Genomic DNA, 24101 nt, shown 5'->3' with positions numbered 1-24101 from the left:
CGTCGTGACTGACCTTCCAACCTGAGTTCTACCTTGAGAGTTCCTGCTTTGGCTTGCCCTGGCTGAGAACAAACCACACGGCTAAACAAATCAGTCCGCCACCGTACACATGTGCAATCGAAAGGCTTTCCCCCAGGAACATTACTCCCCATTATTCAGGCAAAAATAACGGTATCCGTAACAGGCTCGCACCCCGATTCTTGCTGCCGAAAATGGGGCGGCGCTGGCCCGGCACATGATTGCCGGGCCAGAGCGCTGAGTTAAAGCAATACAGTGGACAGCATGCCCAGGGCGCCCAGGACGAACCCAATCAGTGCGCCACGTCCTGGTGCTTCATGAAACAGAGACCAGACCACCACCGGCTCAAGCAGCAGCAAAGAGGTAACCGAGACCACGGTGACAACCCAGATATCACCGACAGCCATATACCCCAGCCAATACGCTCCCAGCAGGCAAAGCCCTGCAAAACACATCAGCACAACGGGCAGTACGAACGCCTCCCATGAACCATGCCCTGTCTGGGCAAGCCTGGCGGCGACCACCTCACTGTAGATTGCACAAAACTCACCGACCACCATCAACCCTAGAGCAGAAACTCCGAGTAATTCTTTGGACATATCAAAAACTCCTTCGTATTCAGCGCAATATTTTTCAGCTCCCAGCGCGCGATGCTGCGGCCCAGGAGTGCGTTGCAGTGATACGAAGCAGCCTTGAACAAGCCTGAATTACCGAAGTGCTTTTCCATGCTCATGTCCTTCAAAGGGGGTGAGTCTCAGCGCCCGAATAAGGTGCTGGGTGCGATCATACGTGCCGCTGCCCCTGGCGAACAACCCGCGCAATCGCGCCTCATCGAGGGTTAATGAGCCTTGAACCAGTCGGGGTGCAGAACCGGAAAATGCTTTTTCAGCCAATCCACGAATGCATCTACCTGGGGTGCAAGATGGGTTCTGCTTGGATACAGCACAGAAACCCGGCGCGGCTTTGGACGAAATGCGCCGAGGACTTCAACCAGTTCTCCGCTGTCGAGAAATGCACCGACGGTAATGCCCGGCGCCTGGATGATGCCGAAGCCTGCAACACCGCATTGAACGTAGGCATTGGACTCGTTCACGGTGATACCGCCACGTGGCGTGTGGGGACGATTTTCGTCCTCCACCGAGAAGTGCCAGGGCAGCGGCCGGTTGTTTTGGCCGGACAGGAAGCCAACACATCGGTGGCCTGCAAGCGCTTGCAGGGTTTGCGGTACCCCGCAGGCCTGGAGATAACCTGCCGATGCACAGGTCACCATGGTCGCGCTGCCAATGTCCCTGGCCACCAGGCTGGAGTCCGGGAGATCACCGATTCGCAATACACAATCGATGCCTTCGGCCACGAGGTCTACGGTACGGTCGGTCACGCCGAGTGCCAGCTCGATCTCGGGATATGCCTGGGTAAATCGCCTGAGGCTTTCCATGAACCCGTGCTGGGAAAAGGCCGTGGGAATATCGATCCGCAACCGTCCCCGCAACGTCGAACCACTGCGGTCGAACATGGAGGTGGTTTGCGCGATGGTGGCCAAAATCTCTTTGACGCGCTCGTAAAATCGCTCGCCCTCAGCCGTCAGTCTGACTTTGCGCGTGGTGCGCTGGAACAGCCTCACACCCAGCGAAGCCTCTAGTTCCTGAATCGTGCGAGTGACATACGGGCGGCCTGTCTGCATCGCTTCCGCGACTTTGGTGAAGCTCCCCAACTCCGCCAGTTTGGCGAATACCTGCATCGACTGTAGAAGCGCCATGCGTCTGTTCCTCGGGAAGCCTGCGAAGGGATGATTGTTACCACTCAGGATAACAATCCTGTTGGGTTCTGCCCATTTATGCTGCGTGGTGAAAACTAAATAATGGCCCAGGCACACAGGAGGCGCTTGCCTCCCCTACCCCTTCACCGTTGCTGGAGACAGAAAATGAAAGCGTGGCTTCTGAAAGATTTCGGTTTGGACAACCTGGTGCAAGGCGATACCGAGACTCCCGTACCCAAGGCCGGAGAGCTGCTGGTAAAGGTGGGGGCCGTATCCCTCAACTTCCGGGACAAGGCCATCGTTGACGGCATCTACGAGCCCCACAAGGTGCCCAAGCCGCTGATTCCCGTCAGCGATGCAGCCGGTACTGTGGTTGCGGTGGGTGACGGCGTCAGCCGCTTCGCCATCGGCGACCGGGTCAACTCGCACCTCTACTCCCGCTGGCTGGACGGCATGCCTGGCCCGGATGAACCCGACTACTGCTTCGGCTCGCCATTACCGGGCGGCCTGGCGCAATACATGATCATCCACGAAGACAGCGCAGTACGTGCCCCCGACAACATGTCCGATGAAGAGGCCGCGACCCTTCCGATTGCCGCGTTGACAGCCTGGTACGCGCTGGTTGATTTCGGCCAGGTCGAGCCCGGCCAGACGGTTCTGGTCCAGGGCACTGGCGGGGTGTCTGTTTTCGCTGCGCAAATCGCAACGGCCCTTGGCGCCAAGGTCATTGTCACCTCCAGTCGCGATGAGAACCTGGATGCGATGAAAAAACTGGGAGCGGTTGCCGGTGTGAATTACCGCAAGCATCCCGCTTGGGCAGAAGAAGTATTGAAACTCACCGACGGCAAGGGCGTGGACCTGCTGCTGGATGTGGCAGGCGGCGACGGCATCAACCAATCCATCGCCGCGACAAAAGCCGGAGGGCGTATCGCCCAGATCGGCTTCCTGACCGGCCAGACCTCTGCGCTGAACCTGATGCCGATGATCTTCCGCCAAACCACGATTCGCGGCATTGCCGTAGCGCCGCGCTCGTCGTTTGACCGCATGAACGCATTCTTGAATGAGCACAGGATTCGCCCGGTGATCGACCGTGTGTACCCCTTCGACCAAGCGCGCCAGGCGTACGAACACCTGGCCAGGGGCGCGTTTGGCAAGGTGGTGATCAAGATTGCGTAAGATGGCGATGGTGGTGCCACACGGGAGTTTCACACTCAACGCTTGAGCGCGTTGAGTGTGATCCGGGCGGCGAAAACACTGATCCCCTGGGCGCCTTAATCAAAGGCGCCATTGAGAACCTCATAAATAATGCCGGAAGCGATTGCGACCAGTATCAGATCAGTGCCTGCCTGTTGCCATTCATAACCGTCGTAATGGGGCAGCCTGCCCAGCAACCGGCCATCCAGCTTCTTGGCGATGCCTGGAGGAAGCGGTTTCCCCCTGGCCAGATTCTTTTGTATTCCGGGTGGCAGTGAGGGGCCTGGACGCCAATAGTCACGGTAGCCGCCAACCACGCCCAATACGCCGCCCCGGTCAATGCTGGGCCCGCGCTGCCAATCATCTGCGCTGGAACCTTTGCCCTTGTTGCCCTTGTTGCCGTGGCCCTGGTCGCCTTGGGAGTTGTCTTTTCCATTGCCCTGCCCCTTCCCGTTACCGGGGTCGGCCAAGGCTGTGATTGAGCTCATTGCCAAAGCAAGGCAGGTAACAGCCGCTACAAGCGAGCGAGATTTAAACATCACTGTCTTCTCCAAAGGGGTTGCCCTTGAAATGTAGACGGTATTGGCGGCTTTAGCGCCGATGCAAACGTAGCCAAACCACCCCGACCAGCCCCAACGGCACCCCCAGGCTTAGCCATGACAGCAGGTCATAGACGCCATCACCGATCAGTGCCGAGAGCAATCCGAACAGGCTCAAAAAAAACAGCAACAGCGGCCAGCGAAAGATCATCCATAGTCCGCGCCTCATGATCGGCCCTCCATTTGCAGCCCACTGGCATTCAACTCATCCAAACGCTTTTGCAACGGTACCTTGCGACGGCTCAGCCAGAGGTAGAGCCCGCTGCCAAGGATTACGATGCTGATGAGATCGAGCAGTGTCCAGATGATCTTCAGCGGCAAGCCGCCGTAATCACCAAAATGCAGCGGCTGCGAAACCAGCAAGGTTTTTACGTAGAGCGGCATCTCACGCATGTCGGTCAGCTCGCCGGTACTCGCATCCACCAGGGCCGGCTTGAGCAATCGCGCGGTGAGCGGTGTGGTGCCGCGCATGAACACTGCGTAATGGTGCTGGCTGCTGAACTGAGTACCGGGAAAGGCGATAAAGCTGGGTTCCATGTCTGGCGCCGCCTTGCGCGCGGTATCCAGCGCCTTTTGCAACGACCCCAGGCGTTCCAGCGGCGGCGCATCCTTGTAGGGCGCGGTCATCTGCGCCAACTGGTCACTCTGCCAGAAGTCAAAAATGGGCAGTGCCAGCGTATTGATCACGCCTGTCGCGCCCACCACCAACACCCAGGCCAGCGTGGCAATGCCGAGCACGTTGTGCAGGTCCAGCCATTTCAAGCGCGAACTGCGCCCGCTGCGCACGGTGGCGAAGTCCAGCTTGCGCATGAACGGTGTGTACACCACCACGCCGGACACCAGCGCCGCGACCATTAGTAAACCCATGAAGCCGAGGAACAGATAACCCGGCAACCCCATGAACAAATCGGTATGCAGCCGCAACATCAGGTTCATGAACCCATCGTCCGGCGGCGCCGAAGGAAATAACTCCCCGGTGCGCGTATCGAACGATTGCGAATGACCCTCGATCGGTGGCGGCATAATGCTGGTTGCCGTGTACACCGTGCCGAGCGGACTTTCCGGATCGAAGCCGACAAAACGCGCGACCTCGCCCGGTTGTGCCGCCAGTGCCCTGGCAATGACTGTGTCGTAGTTGATTCGTGGCGTATCGGCGGTCAGCACACGCAGGGGCGGAGGCGGTTCGACGTAGTGCTCAATCTCCTCATGAAAGATCAGTGGCAGCCCCGTCAGGCACAGCAGCAACAGGAAAACGGTAGCGATCAGGCTGGTCCATTTGTGGACCAGAAACCAGATACGCAGGGTTCGTGCAGTCATGCGCAGAAATTTTCCTTAAAGAACCAAGCTTGCAGTGCGCTACGGGGGCCCGGTGACGGTGTGAGGGGTAAACACACCGAGCCCTCGGGCGGTATCAGTATTTCCAGGTAACGGAAGCGACCAGGTTACGTGGGGCACCGTAGCTGGCGGTCGTGGCACTGTTGTAAAGCGAAAGCAGGTATTTGCGATCGGTGACGTTGTTCAGGTTCAGCGACGTGCTCCAGTTGCTGTCGATGTCATAGCTGGCCATGAAATCGAGCAAGGCGTAGGCGTTCTGGTGGATAGCACTGTTGGTGTCGTTTTCCACTGCACTCTGCCAGCTTACCCGTGTACCCACCCTGGCTTGGGGCAAGCTCGGCAAGCGATAGGTGAGCATGCCGCGCACGCTGTGGGTCGGCACATATTTACGTGCCTTGTCGCCGTCGTCGTTGTCGATGCGCACGTAGGTATAGCCGGCGAGCAGGTCCAGCCCAGGTAGCGCCTCGCCGGAGGCTTGCAGCTCTACGCCGTGACTCTTGTAATCCATGGGGTCGTAGACGGACCGGCCATCGACCAGGCCGACATACTCCGCGACATTATGCTGTTCGGTCTTGAACGCCGCCGCAGTGACGTTGAGGCGCTCATCCAGCAAGCTGCCCTTCACACCCGCTTCCATGCTTTTGCCTTCAAGCGGAGCCAGCAATTTACCGTCTCTGCCCAGGTTGTACTGTGCGCTATAGATTTTCGTCCAACTGCCGTACACGCTCCACTGCTTGTCCAGATCGTAGACCAGGCCGGTGTAAGGCGTCACCTTGCCATGGGCACGGGTGTAGTAGTCGGAACCATAGCTGTCGCCGGAAGCGTCCAGGCTGATCATCCGCGCGCCGGCGATCCAGTGCAGATCATCGGCCAGACTGAATCGTGCACCGGCGTACACGCTCTTCTGGGTGTCCGTAAAATTCTGAGTATTGGCGTCGCTGGTAAACAGGAACGATGGATGCGCCAAATTACCCGCCAGCACATCCGAGAATGACGCGTCGTAATAGCCATCTGCAGCCGCATCGTATTCGCGGGCTTTTTGATGGGTGCGGCCATAGGCGGCGCCGAAGGTCAATTCATGCTCTCGGCCAAACAGGCTGAACGGGCCGGAGACCTTGGCCTCGCCCAGCAATTGATGAGCCTCGCTGGTGGTGTTGGCGGCAAATACTGAGGCGTCATCACCGCTGACCCCGGCGACATACATCATGTTGGTGTCTTGCTTTTCGGTGATGCCCGTGGCGGTGACTGTAGCGTTCCAGCCGTTGCCAAAATCATGCTTGAGCTCAGCGAATGTGCGCTGGGTACGCAGGTTCCAATAGGTCCACGGCTGGCCGATGCTGGAGCTGCGGCTGCCATAGTGAATGGCGTTGCCGTCGTTATCCACCAGCGGCAAGTTGCCCCAAGTGCTACCGTTTGAATCGCTGTCGTGCTGGGAGAAGCCCACGGTCACGGTGTCGGCATCTGACACATCGAACGCCAACAGACCGGCAGCGACGTTGCGCTCATGGCTGTATCGATCCATCCATGAGTTGCCCTTGTCGTGGGAGTAAATAAAGCGCCCACGTACGTTGCCGGTATCCGTCAACGGGCCGGAAACGTCCACGGCCACACGACGACCATCCCAGGAGCTGACGCTGGTATCGATTTGCGCCTGGAAGGTCTCGGTCGGGCGCTTGCGTACGAAATTGACCGTGGCCGACGGGTTGCCAGCGCCACTCATCAAGCCATTGGCACCATGCAGGACGTCGATCTGTTCGAACTCGGCCAAGTCCTGATCACCGACCAACACAGTTCCCACGAATGGCATGCCCACGCCGTCGTATTCAAAGTTGTTGATATCGAAGCCCCGCGAGGTGAATTCCGTGCGATCGGTTTCGGTTTGCTCCACGGTCACCGAGGGCGCGGAGCGCAGCGCGTCCTTGATGCCAGTGATCTTGAAGTCGTCCATGGCTTGCCGGGTGATGGTGGTCACGGCTTGCGGGGTTTGCTTGTCTGTCAGCCCCAGACGAGTAGTGCTGGACGACGGGTTGCTCTTGTAGCCCACGGTTGGACCGTCAATAGGTTCACTACTCGCTTCGATCTGGGTAGTCGGCAACGTCAAGTCTTCGGCGGCATAAACCAGGGACGCAGCGCTGCAAGCGCCCGCAAGCAACAGACTGGCGGAAAGGTGATGTTTCAAAACGGGAATTCCTACGACAAGTGAGTCAAGCGCGTCAGTATTTGAGAACGCTAATAGGAATCTAACTCAATTACCAAATTGAGTTGGACATTTTTTTCACATTTCGAAACATTTACCCTCGTGTACATTTGGCTACATTCTGGTGGTTCGAGAGGGGGAGATGCGCAAGGTGCAAAAATTTGCCCTTGAGCAGATTTCAGCCGGGTACGAGGGAGATTTGACGCAGCGCGGAAAGCCGCCGGCGCAGGAGTTGAAATTGCGGAGCGCAAACAAAAAGGACCTGCATGATAAATCATGCAGGTCCTTGAATATGATGGTGCCCGAAGCCGGAATCGAACCGGCACGCCCTTACGAGCGGGGGATTTTAAGTCCCATGCGTCTACCAGTTTCGCCATTCGGGCGGTAGCGCTATGCAGCAAGCCAGGCAGCGTTATAAGCCCTTGAGCGTTGCAGCAGGCTAGGGAATATATAGATCCAGCCCCCTCGATGCAAGGTCGAGAACGGGCTTTTTCAAACAAACAAGCGATGCGCCGGCCAACAAAAAAGCTCGCCAGATCAGTGATCTACAGATTTCGACGGCGGTCGTGAGTCACGACCAGGCACGCCCCGTCGGCAGGCACGACCCCTGCCCCCGGGCGCACTAAGAAAAATAAGTCATTACCGCAATCACCACTGATACCCAAACCAGGGTCATCAAAAACGACAGCGCAGCCAACGTTTTGCCCATTTGCCTATTCGCCCCGATGAAAACACGTCAAGGAACCCACTCCAGCGCCGCTTGAGAATAGCCATCCCCACTGCGCTTTGCCTTCAATTGCGCTGCAAAATCGTGGATACGATACTCAGCGCAAAAGGTTAGTTCCTTGACCGGGCCTTGGGGCGCTCACCATTGCGCTGGAAACGCCACTGAGCTGCTGTTTATTGCCTGATACCCGAAAATCATCATCCCCGGTTTTACGGCTCCTGCGGCACCCGAGGACATCTGATACGCTTTTTTCTTTTGCATCTGCCCCTGTATCGAAACCCGCCCGGCCCTGACAATACAGCCACTCCCGACACGCCCGGGGAGCCCGACAGGAAACGTCCTGCCGGCCCGTTCATTTCGGAGGCCTTATGGCTAAGATGGCATTTTTCCTGTTCGGTTTTCTTGCGCTGACCATCGCGATTGGTCTGCTTGCCACCATCTCACCGGTCTAGGGTTCACAGCCCGCTGACGCCCCCGGCGCCTGCGCTCAGGGGGGCGTTTCAGCCCACGAAAAACATCGGATACAACGACAGCACCAACAACCCCGCCATCGACCAGTTGAACACCCGCAACCAGCGCGGCTCGCGCAGCACATTGCGCAAGCTGCTGCCGCAGCCCACCCATACGCAAACGCTGGGCAGATTCACCAGGGCAAACACCGCCGCAATCAACAGCACATTGGCGACATACCCTTGCGCAGGCGTGTAGGTGGTGATCGCGCCCAGCGCCATGACCCAGGCCTTGGGATTCACCCACTGGAACGCCGCCGCGCCGAGGAAGGTCATGGGTTTGCGCTTGCCATCGGTGTCATCGGACATCCCGCTGGACGTTGCGATCTTCCAGGCCAGGTACAGCAAATACGCCGCCCCCACATAACGCAATACGGTGTAAGCCCACGGCAGCGCCTTGAACACCTCGCCGAGCCCCAGGCCCACGGCGATCACCAACAACATAAAGCCAATGCTGATGCCCAGTGCGTGGGGAATCGAACGGATAAAACCGAAGTTCACCCCGGACGCCAGCAACATCGTGTTATTGGGGCCGGGGGTGATCGAGGACACAAAGGCGAACAGCGCGAAGGCTGACAAGAGGCTTGAAGACATGAGCATGGCGCGAGATCCGAACGAAGTACTGTGGCCACGACAGTAGAACGTTATGCCGTCGTGCGCCCCGTACAGCTGCGGGGAGATGCAGGCATACACTTCATCGCGATAGCGTGCCGCGAAGAGCGTTACAACCTGCCTATCGCTGGCGCACGAAGCCAAACATAGGCGGCACATAATCGGCCTTTCCGAGCGGCGCGCCGTTATGGCGAAGTGTGCTGTGAGCGGTCATCAGGTGAAAGTAGAACTGTGGAATGGCCACGATTAAGCAGGCACCCTGCAAGCTTCATCCAGCTTCACGTGACGTGGACGAGGAGTAGATCTAACTTGGCGGCCCATGCCCTTTCTGGTGTAGAGCGTGATAAAGATCGCTACCCTTGCCGCCGGTGTTTTCTACCTGTTAATGCTGCCTGCTGCCCACGCGGGCGATGGCTTCTATGTCAATCCGCAGTCCAGCGCGGCACAGTGGGTGCAACACAACCCCGATACACCGGCCACAGCGAGGATCCGTTCCGCTATTGCCGACGTCCCCAGCGCCCTGTGGTTGACCGGCACCAGCCAGGCTGCCGACAGACTGACAGACCGAGTCAGTCGCTACGTCTTGGCCGCCGCCAGCACAGATAAAGTCCCGATCCTGGTGGCCTACAACCTTCCACACCGTGACTGCAGTGGCGGCGCGTCTGCCGGTGGCGCGCCAACGAGGGCCGAGTACCAAACCTGGATCGACCACTTGATCAACGGCATAGGAGACCACCCGGCCGTGGTTATTCTGGAGCCGGATGCGCTGGCCGACATACAGTGCCTGGGCAGCGACAAACGCGCCGAACGGCTGACGCTGCTCAACTATGCCGTGTCGGGGCTCAAGCAGCGCGCGCCACACACCGATGTTTATCTGGACGCCGGCAATCCAGGCTGGAAATCCCCAGCCGCCATGGCCGAGGCGTTGAATGCAGCCGGTGTAAAACAGGCCCGCGGGTTTGCCCTGGATATTGCCAACTTCTACACCCTCGCCCAGGTGCGCAGTTACGGGGATGCAATCAACAGCAGGTTGTTAAGCGAATTCAGCTATACAAAGGCCATCGCGGTGGACACCAGCCGCAACGGCAATGGTGCGATTCCTGGCGACTGGTGCAACCCGCCAGGCCGCAGGCTCGGCATTGCGCCGCAAGTGCTTTCGCCTCAGTTGGTTGCCTTGTGGATCAAACTGCCCGGTAATTCAGACGGCGCATCGTCGCCAAAAACAGAGTGTCATGGCGGGCCAATAGCAGGCACTTTCAGCGCCGATCTCGCGCTTCGATTGATTGATGGGAACTAAGGGCGAATGAGCCTTGCATCGCCCGGCCTCATTGCTCAGGATAACGCTCTTGAGCTCAACACCGGCAAGGAAGCAGCAGGTTACCGAGGCCGACCCCAGATGACGCTCCATGAACAAAATCCGTTGGAGGTAGAGGCGTGCCAGCGTCAGAGGCCCCTCTGGTTCTGGCTCCCTATTGGGTTTTTGATTGTTTTTTTAACGACAACCTCGATGATATTCCTGGGCACAAACCCAGCTGAGTGGATGTTTGTGGCACTCAACTTTGGCTGGGCAATCGTGGCATTGACGCTGCTGGCGAGACTGTCGGGCGTCGCCAAACACCGTTGAACACCACCCGATTTTTTAAAGGCCAGCAAGGCAAATCGCTTTAACTTGCGGGACGTTTCCTAGAGAATCTTTCGGCCTTGTGCCCGCTGGAATCACTGGCTAGTCTTCGCTCCGTCGCTGCATATCAGCGATCGGGTGTGAGAACCTGGAACCAGTAGGCGCCAAGCGCCACTACCGTCTGTAGCATGTTCTATGGCGGCTGTGTGCGGGCAGACTTCGGTCTGGCCGGAGTCCTACTGTCCGGTTTTCTCACCCTGCACATAGCTGCCACCTTTTGTCGAGTGAGACCGACACGAGGATGGCTCCCCATCAGTAGGAGCTTATGCATGAACAAGATCGTCCCCGACCCGCCCCGCGTCACCCGTGACCGCGAAGCCTTTGAGCGCGCCCTGAGTCATTACCTGCAACCCGATCCCGTTACCCATCCAATATTCACCGTTCACCAGGACGTCAGCTTTGAAGACGCCATTGCCCAACTCTCCGAACTACTGCGCTGCGCAGCCGCAACGGCTGAGGGCACCGCTCAGAATGCAACTGAGGAAAGCCGCGACATGGCGCGCTCCACCCTGCACCTGATCGGCATGGCCAGGACCTTGGCGGATCAGGCGCTGGATTGCTTGAAACCGCACTAACCCACTCCCTCAGGCGTGGCGTCAGGCACCCACAATGTGCACGACGTCGCAGCCTGGGCGACCAGCCAGTCATGAGCAACGTCTGACAAACAACGTGAAACAACGCACACTTATCGAATCCCGGCGTTGAAGGTCAAAAGTCGCCCCCCTATATTTCGCTGCACCCGGGCGCCACCTCTATACGGATATTGTTCTGCGCCGGCTCGGGTTCCCCTCTGTGCGCAGGCAATAAAACATTGAGGTTTGCCATGCGTCTTTCCAAACTCGCACCTGCCGCCGCCCTGTTCAGCCTGCTCACCCTGCCCGTCCATGCTGCCGACCTGTCCGCCCTCACAGGCGCCCTGTCGTCTGCCTTGGGTGGCGCCAGCAACAGCAACAACACTGTCAACGCCAATAACGCCTCCTGCCAGCAACAGGTCCGTGACCTGCAGGCGAATATCAATGCTGCCAATGCCAAGGGCGATACCTTGCGCGCGACGGCGTTCCAAGCGGCACTGACACAAACCAACAAAAGTTGCAGTAACAGCAACTACAACGCCCAGGCGCAAGTGAGCAACAACCCCCAAAACCAGCAAAACGTGAACAAGGCTGCGGATGCGATCAACGCAATTGGCGGCCTGTTCAAGTAACTCGCTATACGCTGTGAGAAAGGCCCGTACTCGCGGGCCTTTTTTTCTGCCACGCCTATCGATAGTTGCTGACGTACCCGCTGATGAATAAAGCCCCAGGTTGGCTACACACAACCCTGTCGATACCGGTTTACACGGTGTCAGTTGTGTTCTGGATGTTCACCACCTACATGATCGTCACTGCTACCGTGAAAATGCTCTCCCGCGCCAGATGATAGCGCGGTGGTCGCAAAGGCATGATTCGGGAGCCGGGGATGGCAGATTGAGGCTTACTTCGTTTTGGTCGATTGGGTGGCCATCCAGCCGAATACGACGATCATCACAATCGGCATGATCATCTTGGTGGGAGGCACCGAGCCCGAATAGGCCTGGAAGCCGAGCAACAGCAACTGCAAGACGTTGCAGATCACGCAAACAAGAAACACCCATCGCAAATACCTTGGAAACATCTGTCCATCCCTAGAGTAAAAGCGCGATGGTAGTCGGGTTTGGAGTGGAAGCCAACGTTGCGAGGGCGGTTTGAAGCGCACCACTACGACGCCTTTCCCAGAGGCAATAAAAAACCCCGTAGACGTTAATCTACGGGGTTTTTAAGAGTGGAGGCCGAGGTCGGAATCGAACCGGCGTAGGCGGATTTGCAATCCACGCATAAAGCCATATGAATCAACAATTTAAAACAAATACCTTTCCGCATTTGTAATGTGCCAAAACGGCTGGAGACCTTTGTTTGCGCGACGCTCATTTTACATTGCGGAACTGATTTTCGATCCAATCTTTGTTGGGCAGCATCGTCGCAGTCGCTTCACACACTGGCCCACCGCACAAAAGTAACGACAGGCAGCTATCGGCCAATAGCCGACGCTCATCTGAGAATACTGCTGCCCAATAGCGGGCATTCGATATGTCTACCTTTGCCACCCCAGATACGTCATAGGAAATTTTCGTCGCTGGCTCGATAGTCTCCACAATTTGTGCTAGGAATAGCAAATGGCCACGTAACACTTAAGCCGTTGTGAATTAATTATGGGGAGAACCAATGAAGTACAGGGAAAGTAATTTAGATAAAAAGTTACGAAATTGGTTTTGCAAGGATAACACCAAAGCCTTACTTCGGAGCATCCAAATCTCAACGGGCGGCATTCGTGGGCTAACTTCATTCAAGGTGAATCTCAACTATCCGATAACTGCGTTTGCTGGAGTTAATGGGTCCGGAAAGTCAACTATGCTGGCGCTCGCCGCGTGTGCCTATCATAACAAGTTGAATGGATTCAAGCTTCCAAAGCGTACTCGGAGTTATTACACTTTTTCTGATTTTTTTATGCAGCACTCGGAGGAAATCGCTCCTCCTGGAATAGAGATTTGGTATAGTTTTGCTCACAATAACTGGAAAAGTGCACCTGAAGGAATCGCGTCGCAAGTAAGGAAAAAAAAGGCAGGTGGGAAGTGGAATGACTATGACACCAGAATAAAACGGACGGTGGTTTTTTTGGGTATTGAGCGTATTGTCCCTCACGCTGAACGCAGTCAATCAAGATCTTATTCACGAGCTTTCAAGGATTTGAGAGTTCACGGCTGGGAGCAGAAGGTTAAAGACGCTGTTGGTTATGTCCTTGGTAAACGATACGATGATTATCGGCAACTGGAATACAGAAAGTACGGTCTTCCGATTGTTAAAGTTGGTGATGTAATTTACTCTGGTTTCAATATGGGTGCAGGTGAAAACGCGTTATTTGATATTTTCTCTACCATATATGCTTCTGGCGAGGGAGCTTTGTTGGTTCTCGATGAAATTGAGCTTGGTCTGCATGCAAGAGCTCAAAGGTTATTTATGGAGCGCCTTAAAGAAGTATGTATGAATACGGGGACTCAGGTTATATGCACGACACACTCAAAACAAATATTTCAATGCTTGCCTGACGACGCAAGGTTTTTTATTGAGAGAACCGGACCTAAGACTAAAATAACTCCAGGTGTGTCAGCAGAGTTTGCGTTCTCAAAAATGGGAGCTATTGGCGAGAAGGAACTTGAGATATTCGTTGAGGATCCAGTCGCAAAAGTTATCATTGAAACTGTTCTAAATGGGAGTGTGCGAAGTCGGATAAATATCACTCGAATAGGCTCCGCCGCCGCAGTGGCTCGCCAGTTAGCAGCAAATTTTTTGAGAGATGAGCATGCGAATATATTAGCTGTATACGATGCTGATCAGAGAAAACTGCAGGCGAAGAATATAGAACACGCCAAAAACATGGCAGAGAGGAAAGATGTTGAAATTAATAATTGGTTACTTGCACGCTCAAGTTACCTTCCAGGCGACACATGGCCCGAAGCCTGGCTTTTACAAAAGTGCAGCGAAATTCCGCACGAACTAGGAGTTGAGCTGGGCGTTGAACCTCAGCGCGCTACCGAAATCGTCGAATACGCATTACAGGCAGGCAAACATGAAGAATTTGTCGAAGTGGGTGAGCAAGTAAACCTGGATCCTGAGCGGTGTTTAATACTTGTGTGTAGTATCGTTTATAAAAACTTCCCTGAAGAATTCGACGACTTAAAAAATACGATATCAAGCATGTTGCCTTAACTTCTCGGAGCTCGAAAAAAGTCGATTGCCAATACGTCCGCTTTGGCCGCTAGCGTTCGCTTGACGTTGTCCGCTCCTGGCCGATTGCCGCCCTTCGCGAAAGGCAGCAATCGGCCAAAAGCTGACGTTCAAGCCGATCAAGCGTCACCCCACCAAACTTGAGCTATCTTTCCTGCGACTCACCAGCAAAAAGGTGATCCCGCAAGTAAGGATACTTTTATGAATCAATCGCCCCATCGCCTGAACCTGTTCGCACTGACGCTGCTCGGTGCACTGGCAACCACATCCCTGCTGGTGCCACCCAGCTACGCTAGCGAAGCTTCCGTTGCCGGGCCTGTCGCCGGCACCAAGGTCACCGAACCCTATGTGCGCATGATGGCGCGCGAAGCGTATTTCTGGGGTTGGCCGATGGCCAATATTTTCAACCGTCGTCAGGCCTTCAAAGACCTGCCCGAACCGGGCTTGATGGGGGGCATCGTTCCGGTCGCGCCGATCAATCGACTGTCGATGCTCAGTGATTACATTGATCCGGCGGAACGGCTGGTCGCATGCCCGAATCAGGATGTGGTGTACGGCGCGGGCAGCATCGCGCTGGATCTGGAACCGGTCGTGCTGCAAGTGCCGGACTTCGGCAGCCGTTTTTGGGTGTATCAGGTGGTGGATCTCCGCTCCGATAGCTTTGCCGAACTCGGCAAGATGTACGGCAGCAAACCCGGCTTCTATCTGCTGGTTGGCCCTGACTGGAATGGCAAGGTGCCTGCGGGCATCACCAAAGTCTTTCGGGCACGTACCAGCACCGGCTTCGTGATTCCCCGAGTGTTCCAGGACGATACCGCAGCCGACCGCACAGCCATTCAAGCGTCGCTGTCGGGCGTGGACATGTACCCGTTGTCGCAATACGACGGCAAGGTCAAACACCGGGACTGGGCGAAACTACCAAAATTCCCGGCGCAGGCGGCGGGCAGCGGCGAAACCAAATGGGTGATGCCGGAGAAATTCTTCGACGAGTTGCCGGCGCTACTCAAGGACGCCAAACCGTTGCCGGGCGAAGAAGCCCGCTACGCGCAGATGGCCACCCTCGCGGCCATCGCCAAGGCTGATCCGCAACTGAAGGCGGCGATGATCGATGAAGCGAAAAAAGCCGACAGCGAAGTGATCGATCCGCTGTTGCAGTTCCGCAACTATGGCCTGCAACTGCCGGATCACTGGAGCACCATCAGCAACGGCGCAGCGTTTGGCACCGACTACTTCAGCCGTACCGCCGTGGCGCGCTCGAATATTTTCGTCAACCAACAGAAAGAGACCAAATACTTCTATCAGGACTTGGACAAGTCCGGTACGCGTCTCAATGGGCTGAACAGCTACTCCGTGACCTTTGCTAAGGGGCAACTGCCTCCGGTTAAAGGCTTCTGGTCGCTGACCCTGTACAGCGAGCAGCACTTCTTTTCCCCGAATGACCTTAAGCGCTATTCGATCGGCACCAAGAACAAATCACTGCAGGCTAATGCCGATGGTTCGTTGACGATTTACGTGCAGAGCGAATCACCGGGCAAGGACAAGGAAAGCAATTGGCTGCCGACGCCCCAAGGTGCTGATTTCTCGCTGTACATCCGCGCCTACTGGCCTGAACCGGCCGCGCTGAATGGCCGGTGGGTGCCCCCAGCCGTACTGAAAACCATTTGACCAGAACAGGACGTTCGCAATGAGCACATTTGCAAAATCACTGACTGCAACGGGCCTGGCCATCTCGATCAGCCTCAGCGCCCAGGCGGCCACGCACTATGAACAGTTGGCCGATCTGCCTTTTGCCGGCGGCTATCCAACACTGGAGGGCGTGGCGCAACTGCAAAACGAATTGCTTTTCCAGCGTGCCGTGCAGTCGTACATCTGGGCACTGCCGGCGTTGAACATGTACGCCATGAAAGAAGGTTCGGAAAAAGCCTTCGGTGCCGGCTACAACGTGCTGCCGATCTGGAAGGACCGCCTCAACGCCAAGACCCGCGTCACCACGCCCAATTCCGACGTGATCTATGCCATGGGCTATCTGGATCTCAAGCAGGACGGCCCGATGGTGATCGAAGTCCCGCCAGGCTTGCAGGGCATTCTCGATGACTTCTTCCAACGGCCGATTTGCTCCGAGGGCCAGATCGAAGGTCGCCTGTGGTGTGGTGATGTAGGGCTGCCAGGGCCGGACAAAGGCAAGGGTGCCAAGTATCTGGTGCTGCCACCGGACTACAAGGGCGAAGTACCGCCGGGCTATCTGACTTACCGCTCGCGCACTTACGGAGTGTTCGTGTTCTGGCGCGGATTCTTCAAGGACCCGAAACAACTGGAGGCACCGGTTGCGGTCATGGAGCAGACGCGAATCTATCCGCTGAGCAAACAGGCAACGGCCAAAACGATGGAGTTTCCCAACGCATCAAAAACGCCGGTCAACATGCTCTACCCAACCGACGGTAGCGCGTTTGACATGCTGTCGCGGTTCATCGACTACGAGTACGTTGACCCGCAAGATATGGAAATGCGCGGCATGCTCGCCGCCTTGGGTATCGTCAAGGGCGAACCGTTCAAACCGGAGTCTGTCACCCGTGACTTGCTCGACAAGGCAGCGAAAACCGCAAGTAAGATCGGCCATGCCATTTCCTACACACCGCAGACCATTGTCGCCAATGGCACCTGGTATCCGGATCGCAAGTGGTTGAACGTGTTCCCCGGCAATGCGACCTTCACCGCCGACACCTTCAATTACATCGACCCTCGCACCGGATTCTTCACCAATGCCTACTCGGCCAGCCCGGGCATGGCGGTGAACATGGAAAACGTCGGCGCCAAGTACCCAGCCACCTTCGTCGATGCCAAAGGCCGATTCCTGTCCGGCAGCAATAGCTACTCGCTGAACCTGCCCAAAGGTATTCCGGCGGCATTGTTCTGGTCTGTGACGGCGTATGACTCGATCACTGCCTCAGGCCTGGATAACGGCCAGCCGTTCCCGTCGCTGAACACCATGGATAAACCCGTCACCAACAGCGACGGTTCAATTGATGTGCATTTCGGCCCGAATTCACCAGGCATCGGTAAAAACTGGATCAAAACCCTTCCGGGCGAGGGATACTTCGTGATTCTGCGGTTATACGGTCCCACCAAAGAGTTCTTCGACAAGGCGTGGAAACCGGGGGACTTGGTCAAGCAATGATCTGCGTCCAAACGGCATGAATGTATTACTGCGTTCATGTCTTCGGTATTCGTGACTGACTGCTTTGGGTCGATTGCTGCCAGTCAGCAGCAATTGCCAGAATTGCCACTGCTATGCATGATTTCTTTCGAACCAAGTCGCCGGTCATGGCATTCTGCGTGACCGTCCAGCGTTCCCGGTAAACCTCTACTCAGAGCGCAGGAAAAGCGCCGAATAACTCATGGCGCGTGTAAATCACGCGTTAAATCTGAGGTCATCAATGTCTATCGAAATCAGAATTGCACAGTTTGAAGATGCTTTGGCTATCCAGGCTATCTACGCTCAGGTTGTAACTGAAACCGCAATTTCTTTCGAAGAGGTACCACCCACCGCTGAAGAGATACAGCAGCGCATCGCAATGACGCTGCAGACCTACCCGTACCTAGTCGCAGTTCGTGAAGGCCGAGTGGTCGGCTATGCCTATGCCAGCCAGCACAGAGCTCGAGCCGCGTACCGTTGGGCAGTCGATGTCACCGTCTACATTGCAAAGAATGAGCGCCGTACCGGTGTTGGCCGTGGCCTTTATAACGTGTTACTGCCAATCCTAGCTCGACAGGGCTATCGATCGGCCTATGCTGGCATCTCTCAGCCTAATTCGGGCAGCGTCGGGCTGCATGAGCGGCTTGGTTTCGGACACATCGGCACCTATCCGAAGGTCGGTTACAAGCTAGGTCAGTGGCACGATGTGGGCTACTGGCATCTTGAGTTGGGAGCGAGGACTTGTCCGCCGAGTGAAATCTGTCCGTATCCGGAACTATTGGAATGAGCGTCTTCGTAGGGTCGAGAGCGGCCACTCATGACCTTAAAATGGGATCCCAAGCATCAACTGCTACGCTGTTCACTCCACCAGAGGAACGCCGATGCCCAACTCAGACCTGCTCCCTTCCCTACTCTCCAAGTTGTACGAAAACCAGTTGGCCCTCGAAGCCTCGATCATGGAGCTATCGAACTGGGTGGAGCAACGCGGCTCCGCCGACGTGGCCGAGAACATCCGTGGTGCTTTACACACCATTGATGAGAACGAAGAGTTCATCAAGCTGACCCTGGCTGTCCTCCTAGCGCCTGACTGATCGTCGGGTAAGCCTGCATTTCGTCGCCTCAAACCTTCCGCCTTACCAAATCTCGAATACTGTACGCACATACAGCATTCGGATTACATCCTATGAACATCGACGAAGACACCTGCGGGTGGCTTGGTATCCCCACGCCTCTCGAAATGCACAAACAGCACGCCCGCCTACTGGAGAATGAGATCCAGGAACTGAACCTGCAGTTGCGTAAAGCGAGGGAGGACATTCATGGCTTGGTGCAAATGCTGGCTGAGGCCGAGGCGGTCAAGACGCAGTTCCGGGGATACCTCGCCGAGAGAAGTACTGAAGCCGCCTCCATGCGCAAACAGATCAACGACCTGACGACCTCATCAAGAGCTGACAAGAAACGCGCTGATCAGTTGAAAGAGCTGCTCGATGGGCTCGTCACTCGACCAAAAACCATCGTCTAAGCTCAGGTTTCAGATCGAGGGCGAACCATGTGCGGAAGACTTTCCCAGTACAGCGGCATCCACGACTTTGTTGCAGCGCTGAGCATGCCCAATGCCCTGGCGAACTCCGTAGGTGAACTGCCGCTGGAACGCTACAACGTGGCACCGTCCACCCAGGTTGCCCTGCTCCACCTGCAGGGCGACCTGCTGCACGCCGACCTAGTGCGCTGGGGATGGCGGCCGCACTGGGCAAAGGACCGCGCCGCGCCGATCAATGCCCGCGTTGAGAAGGTGGCCCACGGCCCTTTCTTCCGGTCGATCTGGCCACACAGGGCAATCACGCCCATCGATAATTGGTTTGAGTGGGTGGACGAAGGCGGCCCGAAGAGGCAGCCCTATCTGATCCGCCGGCGGGATGGCGCACCGGTGCTGTGCGCCGCCATTGGCCAACTGCCCGACAGCGATGAAGGCCCGGGCGAGCATGACGGCTTCGTGATCATTACAGCCGACAGCGCTGGCGGCATGGTGGACATTCACGACCGGCGCCCCGTGGTGCTGATGCCGGACCTGGCCCGGGAATGGCTAGATCCGGCCACGCCAAAGGAGCGCGCCGAGCAGATGGTGCTGCACCAGGGCGAGCCGGCAGAGGCCTTCGAATGGTTCAAGGTCGATACGGCCGTGGGCAATGTGCGGAACAAGGGGGCCAACCTGATACAGCCTGCGCCCTAGAACAGGCCGCCGAGGTCAGAGGGTTTCCAATTCATAATCACAAGCTCTCCGCTGACCTCGGCTTTTCCCTGGCGCTGATTGGTGGTGCTGTACCGAATATCCAGCGTTTCGAAGTGAAACCCTTCAAACACCCGCCGAATGTCAGGGTGGTCGTTGATGCTTACCATAACCCTCCCTTTGCATCTGCGCATGAAATCGGCCATCCGCTCATAGTTTTCAAAAGGGAAGTCGACTCCATAGCCAGCGGTCTGCCAGTAAGGCGGATCCATATAGTGAAAGGTGTGCGCACGGTCGTAGCGCTCGGCACAGTCCAACCAAGGCAGGTTTTCAACGTAGGTGCCGGACAGGCGTTGCCACGCTGCGGAAAGGTTCTCTTCAATCCGCAGCAGATTGATTGCCGGGCCAGTGGTCGCGGTGCCAAACGTCTGCCCCGTAACCTTGCCGGCAAAGGCGTGGTGCTGCAGGTAGAAAAACCGGGCGGCGCGCTGGATGTCGGTGAGGGTTTCGGGGCGGGTCATCTTTTGCCACTCGAACACCTGTCGGGAACTAAGCGCCCATTTGAACTGGCGCACGAATTCTTCCAGGTGGTTTTGCACCACCCGATACAACGTCACTAGGTCGCCATTGATATCGTTGAGGACTTCAACTGGTGCAGCCTGGGGCCGCATGAAGTAGAGCGCCGCGCCGCCAGCGAAAACTTCAACGTAGCATTCATGTGGAGGGAAGAGAGGAATCAGACGGTCGGCCAGGCGGCGCTTGCCACCCATCCATGGAACGATTGGGTTTGTCATTTTTGCAATCCTTTGCAAGGTGAGTGTTCATTGGGGTGGTGCTAATTTTTGCGACCTGAAATGTAGGTCAGGGCGCAATGGTCCTGACATACGCCTGGCACGCCCGCAGTGCGATCAATCCTTGGTCGCCGGCGTCGGTGATGGCGATAATTCGTTGAGCATGCGCTGGGTCAAGTTGGGCTCTACGGAGTGCATGAACCACGCCGACGGTACTGGCGGTGTCAGGCACGTCGCAGCCACTGCCTGAATCCGTGGCGTCGAGAAGGACTGACAGCCGCACATCAGCAGTAGCAAGGCGGTCACGCAGCAGAGCCTGGTTGCGCTGGGCATCGAATAATTCCTTGGTGTGTTGTTGGTCGGAGGTTGCCAGTTGCTGCTCGGTGGCCAAGCGCTTGTCTTGCTCGCTATGGGCCTGAGCTGCAGCGGCATTGCCGATCGCGGTCAGGTCCGTCTGGAACTGGGCGCCCTGCTCTACCAGCACCTTTCCAAGGCGCCAGTCCTGCACCTGCCAGGCAGCGCCGAAGCTCGTGGCCATGGCAAGCAGGATCAAGGCAGCCAGCCCGGCAAGCTTTTGCACGGGCGTCATGCCAGCACCCGCAATGCCGCCTGATACAGCGCCAGGCGATCGGCTGCGCCATTCGGCATTTTGCCCTTGCTGCCCGTGTTAATGAGGCTGCCGATGTTCTGGATCTCGCCAGCGTCGGCCAGGGTGTTGAGCCCGTTTACGGACCAGTACCAGGCCGCCGACAGCGCGGCGTATTGCGGCTGTTCCAACAGCTCGGGGTGATTGATCAGGTCGATGCCCAGGGCTTCACCGCACGCACGATAGTTGACCTTGCCGGTGATTTGGATCAGGCCGCGCCCCCGATAGATATAGCCCTCTCCAGACGCCTCCGGGCCGTTGCCCATACGGCCGCCATAGACGGCATTCCCCATACGCGCGGAGCTTCCCGCCAGCTCAGCGGCACGCGGTACCAGGGACCGCCAGCGGGAACCCGGGCTTGCGGCATTACCCAAGGCAATGATCCGGTCCGCCCTGTAGTTCAGGCTCTCGACCAGGCGCGTCAAATGGCCGGATTCGTGCCCGATTTGGGCGATGAAGGCCGCGATACGCTTGGGCGTAACGATGCCGTACTTGCTCATTGCAGTATTCAACACAGCGACAAAAAGTCCGGCTTGACGGCCAGCGTTCGGGAGGATCAACAGCAACTGTTGCAGGGTGATAGACATGTTTTCTCCAGGCAAAAAAAGCCGCCAATCGGCGGCGGTCAGAGTGGTTAAACGGGTGTTCCTGGGAGTGACGTCAAAGCTCTAGAACCTTGACCTCCTTGGTTTGCTTCGTCTTCTTGCTTTTGGCTTTGGCCTTGCCTTTCTTGCCGCCATTGCACTCAACGGTGGTCGACCAACCCGCCTGGGTGAATACCTGCTCCACCGAGTCGACCAGGTACTCACCATCAATGCCCGCCTTGAAGCCCGTGGCGTTTACCGACCGCTCGGCAAAAAGGTCGGTACGCCCGGGCATTTCCAGACGAACGCCCGCCGAGGATCGATTAAAGGCGGTCAAGCGAGCCTTGGCGGCCTGTTCCGCTGCGGTTTTGTTGGGGTAGATATGGCGATCGGTGTGCACCGCCGGCAGCCCGTCGGGCGCATCGGTGTTGTCCAGGCTGATCAGCTTCAGCTCACCGGTTTTCTTGTCCTGATGCTTGGTGGCCACCGCCTTGTGCGTGTTGCGATCGCCTAAACGGAACTGCCACCGGCTGACGTCCGCGCGCGTGATGGTGACGGCGCCAAAGGCCTTGCCGCTCGCGCTGGTACCGCCGTCGCGCGTCATCACGATCAACTTCCCATCAGCCACCTTGGCCGTGCAGTCGTGCTGCCTGGCAATGCGCGTGATGAAGTTAAAGTCCGACTCGCTGAGCTGGTCAGCCCGGGGCACGTTCGTGGACACGTTGCATACCGGCGTCCAGCCGTTGCGGGCAGCCACGTCGGCCACGATCCTGGACAGCGGCACGTCTTCCCAGCTACCGCTGCGCACCGTCTTACCTGAGCCGCGCATATCGCCGGCCTTGCCGCGAATTACGATGGTGTCAGGCGGGCCGGATATCTCGACCTCATCCACCATGTAACGGCCCAGGCGCACCATGGACGTTTCGGCGTAGCCCATGTAAATCTCAATGCCGGCCCCGCGCTTGGGCAGCGCCACGGCGCTGTCACGGTCATCGATGCGCAACTCAAAGTCGTCCGACTCCATGCCGGGCTTGTCAGTGGTTTTCAGCAGCAACAGGCGGTCATTGATCAGCGCGGTAATGTCTTTACCGTCTGCAACGACGCGAAAGCGAGGGGTCATAGGTTCACCCGGTTACCCCGCCAACGCGGGGGAATGTTGGCGGCCGTTACGCGTAACGGAAAGAAAGGACAGCCAGGCCTGGCTAATCCCAAAGCATCACAAGTTCTTCAGTCGGTGCCGGCATGTCCGGCAGGACAATCACTACGCCTGCCCGGTACGGCTGGGCCTCATCAGCCAGGCCCTGATTGGCATCGAGCACGGCCTCCACCGTGCCGCCCAGGTGCCCGTAGTAGTTGTGACAGATGGTGTCCAACAGATCCCCGTCAGACGTTCTGCATGTCGTCGCCATAGCGTACAAACTCCAGGGTAAAGCCTTGCTTACGCGGGATACCGCCTGCCAGCAGCGCGCTTTGTTCTTCTTCAACGCTGGTCATGCACCAGGTGCCCAGCACGTCGCCGTAACCGGTGGTCAGTGTCAGGGGCTGCAACTTGGCGCCCAGACTGCGCAGGGTATCCAGTTGCTTGATGCCACCCCTGAAGCCCGGAAAGATGGCGCCCTTCAGCGTCAGCTTCTCGTCACCCATACCGACAGCCTGTTGCGCCGGTCGACGCGTCAGCCGCTCCTGGGAGGCCCAGCGAAAGGCAGACGAACGCCGCAGCTCATCAAAGGCCGCCGTGTCCAGATTGAAGAAGTACGGCTGCTGCTTAGGATCACGCGGCTGCATGATCATCAGGTGCGGGAAGGGTTTCACCGCCTCCGGCGCCGGTGTGGCATCCGCAGCAAAGGCCCCGGTTGGAACGATGCCCGACAGCGAGGGGCTGACCTTGCCGGCGATGTTGTTGATTGCCGTTGCCGCCCGGCCGGCCTGCTCCTTCAGCGCACCCAAGCGCTCATCAATCTGAGACGCTGCCCGGGTTGCCGAGCTGTACACCGACACCACCTGGCCAACCTTCGCCTGGGCCGCCGTTACGCCACGCATAACACGCTGCAGCTTTTCGCCAACGGCCGGCCCCACAAAGGGCAAGCCCTCCAGCTCCGAGGCCGCACCGCTGAGTTCACTGATTGCACCGTCCACCGGCGCAATCATCCCATCCAGGCTACGGCGGCCGGTCTCACCCGCCGCCGCCAAGGACTTCACGCTTGATTGCAACTGCTCCATGTAGCCCATAGT

The 24101-nt window shown here is 57.3% G+C and carries 26 protein-coding genes, 1 tRNA gene and 1 pseudogene; 12 read left to right on the top strand and 16 right to left on the bottom strand.

Translation table 11 applies throughout. The features are described 5' to 3' along the window. Positions 1-260: 260 nt before the first annotated feature. The gene (locus HX875_RS04205) at positions 261-578 is read right to left on the bottom strand and encodes a hypothetical protein (protein WP_177041974.1); all 318 of its coding nucleotides are present in this window, start codon (positions 576-578) and stop codon (positions 261-263) included. Positions 579-856: 278 nt separating this feature from the next. Then, positions 857-1756 (bottom strand): LysR family transcriptional regulator, encoded by a 900-nt coding sequence (locus tag HX875_RS04200; protein ID WP_177041972.1) that lies wholly within the window; start codon positions 1754-1756, stop codon positions 857-859. Between the two features lie 183 nt (positions 1757-1939). Between HX875_RS04200 and HX875_RS04195 the strand changes: the two genes are divergently transcribed. Then, positions 1940-2950, top strand: a complete 1011-nt coding sequence (locus HX875_RS04195) for a zinc-dependent alcohol dehydrogenase family protein (protein ID WP_177041891.1) — start codon at positions 1940-1942, stop codon at positions 2948-2950. Between the two features lie 95 nt (positions 2951-3045). On the opposite strand, the gene HX875_RS04190 is transcribed toward HX875_RS04195, so the two are convergent. The 7 genes and pseudogenes from HX875_RS04190 to HX875_RS04160 all read right to left on the bottom strand — a co-directional run. After that, positions 3046-3507, bottom strand: a complete 462-nt coding sequence (locus HX875_RS04190; RefSeq protein WP_177041889.1) for an anti-virulence regulator CigR family protein — start codon at positions 3505-3507, stop codon at positions 3046-3048. A 52-nt stretch (positions 3508-3559) separates the two neighbouring features. Then, positions 3560-3736: a hypothetical protein gene (locus HX875_RS04185; RefSeq protein ID WP_177041887.1), complete on the bottom strand. Its 177-nt coding sequence runs from the start codon at positions 3734-3736 to the stop codon at positions 3560-3562. After that, positions 3733-4884, bottom strand: a complete 1152-nt coding sequence (locus HX875_RS04180) for a PepSY-associated TM helix domain-containing protein (protein WP_177041885.1) — start codon at positions 4882-4884, stop codon at positions 3733-3735. Before HX875_RS04180 ends, HX875_RS04185 begins: the two co-directional genes overlap by 4 nt. Before the next feature lie 94 nt (positions 4885-4978). After that, positions 4979-7081 carry a TonB-dependent siderophore receptor gene (locus HX875_RS04175; RefSeq protein WP_256348031.1) on the bottom strand — a complete coding sequence of 701 codons (2103 nt, stop codon included), beginning with the start codon at positions 7079-7081 and terminating at the stop codon, positions 4979-4981. A 314-nt stretch (positions 7082-7395) separates the two neighbouring features. After that, positions 7396-7482, bottom strand: a tRNA-Leu gene (locus tag HX875_RS04170). An 844-nt stretch (positions 7483-8326) separates the two neighbouring features. Further along, a complete protein-coding gene (locus tag HX875_RS04165) occupies positions 8327-8935 on the bottom strand; it encodes a LysE family translocator (RefSeq protein ID WP_177041883.1) in 609 nt (202 codons plus the stop codon). 133 nt (positions 8936-9068) lie between these two features. Continuing rightward, positions 9069-9188, bottom strand: a pseudogene (locus HX875_RS04160) (DUF1993 family protein); the annotation flags it as partial. A 144-nt stretch (positions 9189-9332) separates the two neighbouring features. Here HX875_RS04160 and HX875_RS04155 point away from each other — a divergent pair. The 4 genes from HX875_RS04155 (at position 9333) to HX875_RS04140 (ending at position 11832) form a co-directional block, all read left to right on the top strand. Then, on the top strand, positions 9333-10244 hold the full coding sequence (locus HX875_RS04155) for a glycoside hydrolase family 6 protein (RefSeq protein WP_218171866.1): 912 nt from the start codon (positions 9333-9335) through the stop codon (positions 10242-10244). 6 nt (positions 10245-10250) lie between these two features. Then, complete coding sequence (locus HX875_RS04150; protein WP_177041879.1) at positions 10251-10571, top strand: hypothetical protein; 321 nt, start codon at positions 10251-10253, stop codon at positions 10569-10571. A 326-nt stretch (positions 10572-10897) separates the two neighbouring features. After that, positions 10898-11203 (top strand): DUF6124 family protein, encoded by a 306-nt coding sequence (locus HX875_RS04145; protein ID WP_177041877.1) that lies wholly within the window; start codon positions 10898-10900, stop codon positions 11201-11203. Between the two features lie 248 nt (positions 11204-11451). Continuing rightward, positions 11452-11832, top strand: coding sequence for a DUF1090 family protein (locus HX875_RS04140; protein WP_177041875.1), 381 nt, complete (start codon positions 11452-11454; stop codon positions 11830-11832). Positions 11833-12101: 269 nt separating this feature from the next. Here the strand turns inward: HX875_RS04140 and HX875_RS04135 are convergent, their stop codons facing one another. After that, complete coding sequence (locus HX875_RS04135) at positions 12102-12281, bottom strand: hypothetical protein (protein ID WP_177041873.1); 180 nt, start codon at positions 12279-12281, stop codon at positions 12102-12104. A 587-nt stretch (positions 12282-12868) separates the two neighbouring features. Between HX875_RS04135 and HX875_RS04130 the strand changes: the two genes are divergently transcribed. The 7 genes from HX875_RS04130 (at position 12869) to HX875_RS04100 (ending at position 19851) form a co-directional block, all read left to right on the top strand. Further along, positions 12869-14410, top strand: a complete 1542-nt coding sequence (locus HX875_RS04130; protein ID WP_177041871.1) for an AAA family ATPase — start codon at positions 12869-12871, stop codon at positions 14408-14410. 219 nt (positions 14411-14629) lie between these two features. Further along, complete coding sequence (locus HX875_RS04125; protein ID WP_177041869.1) at positions 14630-16093, top strand: DUF1254 domain-containing protein; 1464 nt, start codon at positions 14630-14632, stop codon at positions 16091-16093. A gap of 19 nt (positions 16094-16112) precedes the next feature. Continuing rightward, complete coding sequence (locus HX875_RS04120) at positions 16113-17603, top strand: DUF1254 domain-containing protein (RefSeq protein WP_177041867.1); 1491 nt, start codon at positions 16113-16115, stop codon at positions 17601-17603. A 259-nt stretch (positions 17604-17862) separates the two neighbouring features. Next, entirely contained in the window at positions 17863-18408 is a 546-nt protein-coding gene (locus HX875_RS04115) for an arsinothricin resistance N-acetyltransferase ArsN1 family B (RefSeq protein WP_177041865.1), read from the top strand. 94 nt (positions 18409-18502) lie between these two features. Then, complete coding sequence (locus HX875_RS04110) at positions 18503-18712, top strand: hypothetical protein (RefSeq protein ID WP_177041863.1); 210 nt, start codon at positions 18503-18505, stop codon at positions 18710-18712. A gap of 92 nt (positions 18713-18804) precedes the next feature. Next, the gene (locus HX875_RS04105) at positions 18805-19143 is read left to right on the top strand and encodes a hypothetical protein (RefSeq protein ID WP_177041861.1); all 339 of its coding nucleotides are present in this window, start codon (positions 18805-18807) and stop codon (positions 19141-19143) included. A 27-nt stretch (positions 19144-19170) separates the two neighbouring features. Beyond that, a complete protein-coding gene (locus HX875_RS04100; protein ID WP_177041860.1) occupies positions 19171-19851 on the top strand; it encodes an SOS response-associated peptidase family protein in 681 nt (226 codons plus the stop codon). Here HX875_RS04100 and HX875_RS04095 read toward each other — a convergent pair. From HX875_RS04095 to HX875_RS04070, 6 genes are all read right to left on the bottom strand, one after another. Further along, positions 19848-20642: a DNA adenine methylase gene (locus HX875_RS04095; protein ID WP_177041859.1), complete on the bottom strand. Its 795-nt coding sequence runs from the start codon at positions 20640-20642 to the stop codon at positions 19848-19850. The two genes, HX875_RS04100 and HX875_RS04095, sit on opposite strands and share 4 nt — an antisense overlap. A 67-nt stretch (positions 20643-20709) precedes the next feature. Beyond that, on the bottom strand, positions 20710-21228 hold the full coding sequence (locus HX875_RS04090; protein WP_177041858.1) for a lysis system i-spanin subunit Rz: 519 nt from the start codon (positions 21226-21228) through the stop codon (positions 20710-20712). Further along, on the bottom strand, positions 21225-21872 hold the full coding sequence (locus HX875_RS04085) for a glycoside hydrolase family 19 protein (RefSeq protein WP_177041857.1): 648 nt from the start codon (positions 21870-21872) through the stop codon (positions 21225-21227). The genes HX875_RS04090 and HX875_RS04085 overlap by 4 nt, the downstream gene beginning before the upstream one ends. Positions 21873-21945: 73 nt before the next feature. After that, positions 21946-22989: a phage late control D family protein gene (locus tag HX875_RS04080; protein WP_177041856.1), complete on the bottom strand. Its 1044-nt coding sequence runs from the start codon at positions 22987-22989 to the stop codon at positions 21946-21948. 82 nt (positions 22990-23071) lie between these two features. Then, entirely contained in the window at positions 23072-23278 is a 207-nt protein-coding gene (locus HX875_RS04075; protein WP_177041855.1) for a tail protein X, read from the bottom strand. Then, positions 23253-24098, bottom strand: a complete 846-nt coding sequence (locus tag HX875_RS04070; RefSeq protein WP_177041854.1) for a phage tail protein — start codon at positions 24096-24098, stop codon at positions 23253-23255. The genes HX875_RS04075 and HX875_RS04070 overlap by 26 nt, the downstream gene beginning before the upstream one ends. Positions 24099-24101 lie beyond the last annotated feature (3 nt).

The sequence above is a fragment of the Pseudomonas yamanorum genome, assembly GCF_013386765.1.
Lineage (GTDB): Bacteria > Pseudomonadota > Gammaproteobacteria > Pseudomonadales > Pseudomonadaceae > Aquipseudomonas > Aquipseudomonas yamanorum_A.
This window is presented reverse-complemented; position numbering and strand designations above follow the sequence as displayed.

Bases quoted from the DNA above. Each gene is read 5' to 3' on its own strand.
- HX875_RS04205 (WP_177041974.1), bottom strand. From the start codon at position 578: ATGGTGGTCGGTGAGTTTTGTGCAATCTACAGTGAGGTGGTCGCCGCC.
- HX875_RS04200 (WP_177041972.1), bottom strand. From the start codon at position 1,756: ATGCAGGTATTCGCCAAACTGGCGGAGTTGGGGAGCTTCACCAAAGTC.
- HX875_RS04195 (WP_177041891.1), top strand. From the start codon at position 1,940: ATGAAAGCGTGGCTTCTGAAAGATTTCGGTTTGGACAACCTGGTGCAA.
- HX875_RS04190 (WP_177041889.1), bottom strand. From the start codon at position 3,507: ATGTTTAAATCTCGCTCGCTTGTAGCGGCTGTTACCTGCCTTGCTTTG.
- HX875_RS04185 (WP_177041887.1), bottom strand. From the start codon at position 3,736: ATGAGGCGCGGACTATGGATGATCTTTCGCTGGCCGCTGTTGCTGTTT.
- HX875_RS04180 (WP_177041885.1), bottom strand. From the start codon at position 4,884: ATGACTGCACGAACCCTGCGTATCTGGTTTCTGGTCCACAAATGGACC.
- HX875_RS04165 (WP_177041883.1), bottom strand. From the start codon at position 8,935: ATGCTCATGTCTTCAAGCCTCTTGTCAGCCTTCGCGCTGTTCGCCTTT.
- HX875_RS04155 (WP_218171866.1), top strand. From the start codon at position 9,333: ATGCTGCCTGCTGCCCACGCGGGCGATGGCTTCTATGTCAATCCGCAG.
- HX875_RS04150 (WP_177041879.1), top strand. From the start codon at position 10,251: ATGAGCCTTGCATCGCCCGGCCTCATTGCTCAGGATAACGCTCTTGAG.
- HX875_RS04145 (WP_177041877.1), top strand. From the start codon at position 10,898: ATGAACAAGATCGTCCCCGACCCGCCCCGCGTCACCCGTGACCGCGAA.
- HX875_RS04140 (WP_177041875.1), top strand. From the start codon at position 11,452: ATGCGTCTTTCCAAACTCGCACCTGCCGCCGCCCTGTTCAGCCTGCTC.
- HX875_RS04135 (WP_177041873.1), bottom strand. From the start codon at position 12,281: ATGTTTCCAAGGTATTTGCGATGGGTGTTTCTTGTTTGCGTGATCTGC.
- HX875_RS04130 (WP_177041871.1), top strand. From the start codon at position 12,869: ATGAAGTACAGGGAAAGTAATTTAGATAAAAAGTTACGAAATTGGTTT.
- HX875_RS04125 (WP_177041869.1), top strand. From the start codon at position 14,630: ATGAATCAATCGCCCCATCGCCTGAACCTGTTCGCACTGACGCTGCTC.
- HX875_RS04120 (WP_177041867.1), top strand. From the start codon at position 16,113: ATGAGCACATTTGCAAAATCACTGACTGCAACGGGCCTGGCCATCTCG.
- HX875_RS04115 (WP_177041865.1), top strand. From the start codon at position 17,863: ATGTCTATCGAAATCAGAATTGCACAGTTTGAAGATGCTTTGGCTATC.
- HX875_RS04110 (WP_177041863.1), top strand. From the start codon at position 18,503: ATGCCCAACTCAGACCTGCTCCCTTCCCTACTCTCCAAGTTGTACGAA.
- HX875_RS04105 (WP_177041861.1), top strand. From the start codon at position 18,805: ATGAACATCGACGAAGACACCTGCGGGTGGCTTGGTATCCCCACGCCT.
- HX875_RS04100 (WP_177041860.1), top strand. From the start codon at position 19,171: ATGTGCGGAAGACTTTCCCAGTACAGCGGCATCCACGACTTTGTTGCA.
- HX875_RS04095 (WP_177041859.1), bottom strand. From the start codon at position 20,642: ATGACAAACCCAATCGTTCCATGGATGGGTGGCAAGCGCCGCCTGGCC.
- HX875_RS04090 (WP_177041858.1), bottom strand. From the start codon at position 21,228: ATGACGCCCGTGCAAAAGCTTGCCGGGCTGGCTGCCTTGATCCTGCTT.
- HX875_RS04085 (WP_177041857.1), bottom strand. From the start codon at position 21,872: ATGTCTATCACCCTGCAACAGTTGCTGTTGATCCTCCCGAACGCTGGC.
- HX875_RS04080 (WP_177041856.1), bottom strand. From the start codon at position 22,989: ATGACCCCTCGCTTTCGCGTCGTTGCAGACGGTAAAGACATTACCGCG.
- HX875_RS04075 (WP_177041855.1), bottom strand. From the start codon at position 23,278: ATGGCGACGACATGCAGAACGTCTGACGGGGATCTGTTGGACACCATC.
- HX875_RS04070 (WP_177041854.1), bottom strand. From the start codon at position 24,098: ATGGGCTACATGGAGCAGTTGCAATCAAGCGTGAAGTCCTTGGCGGCG.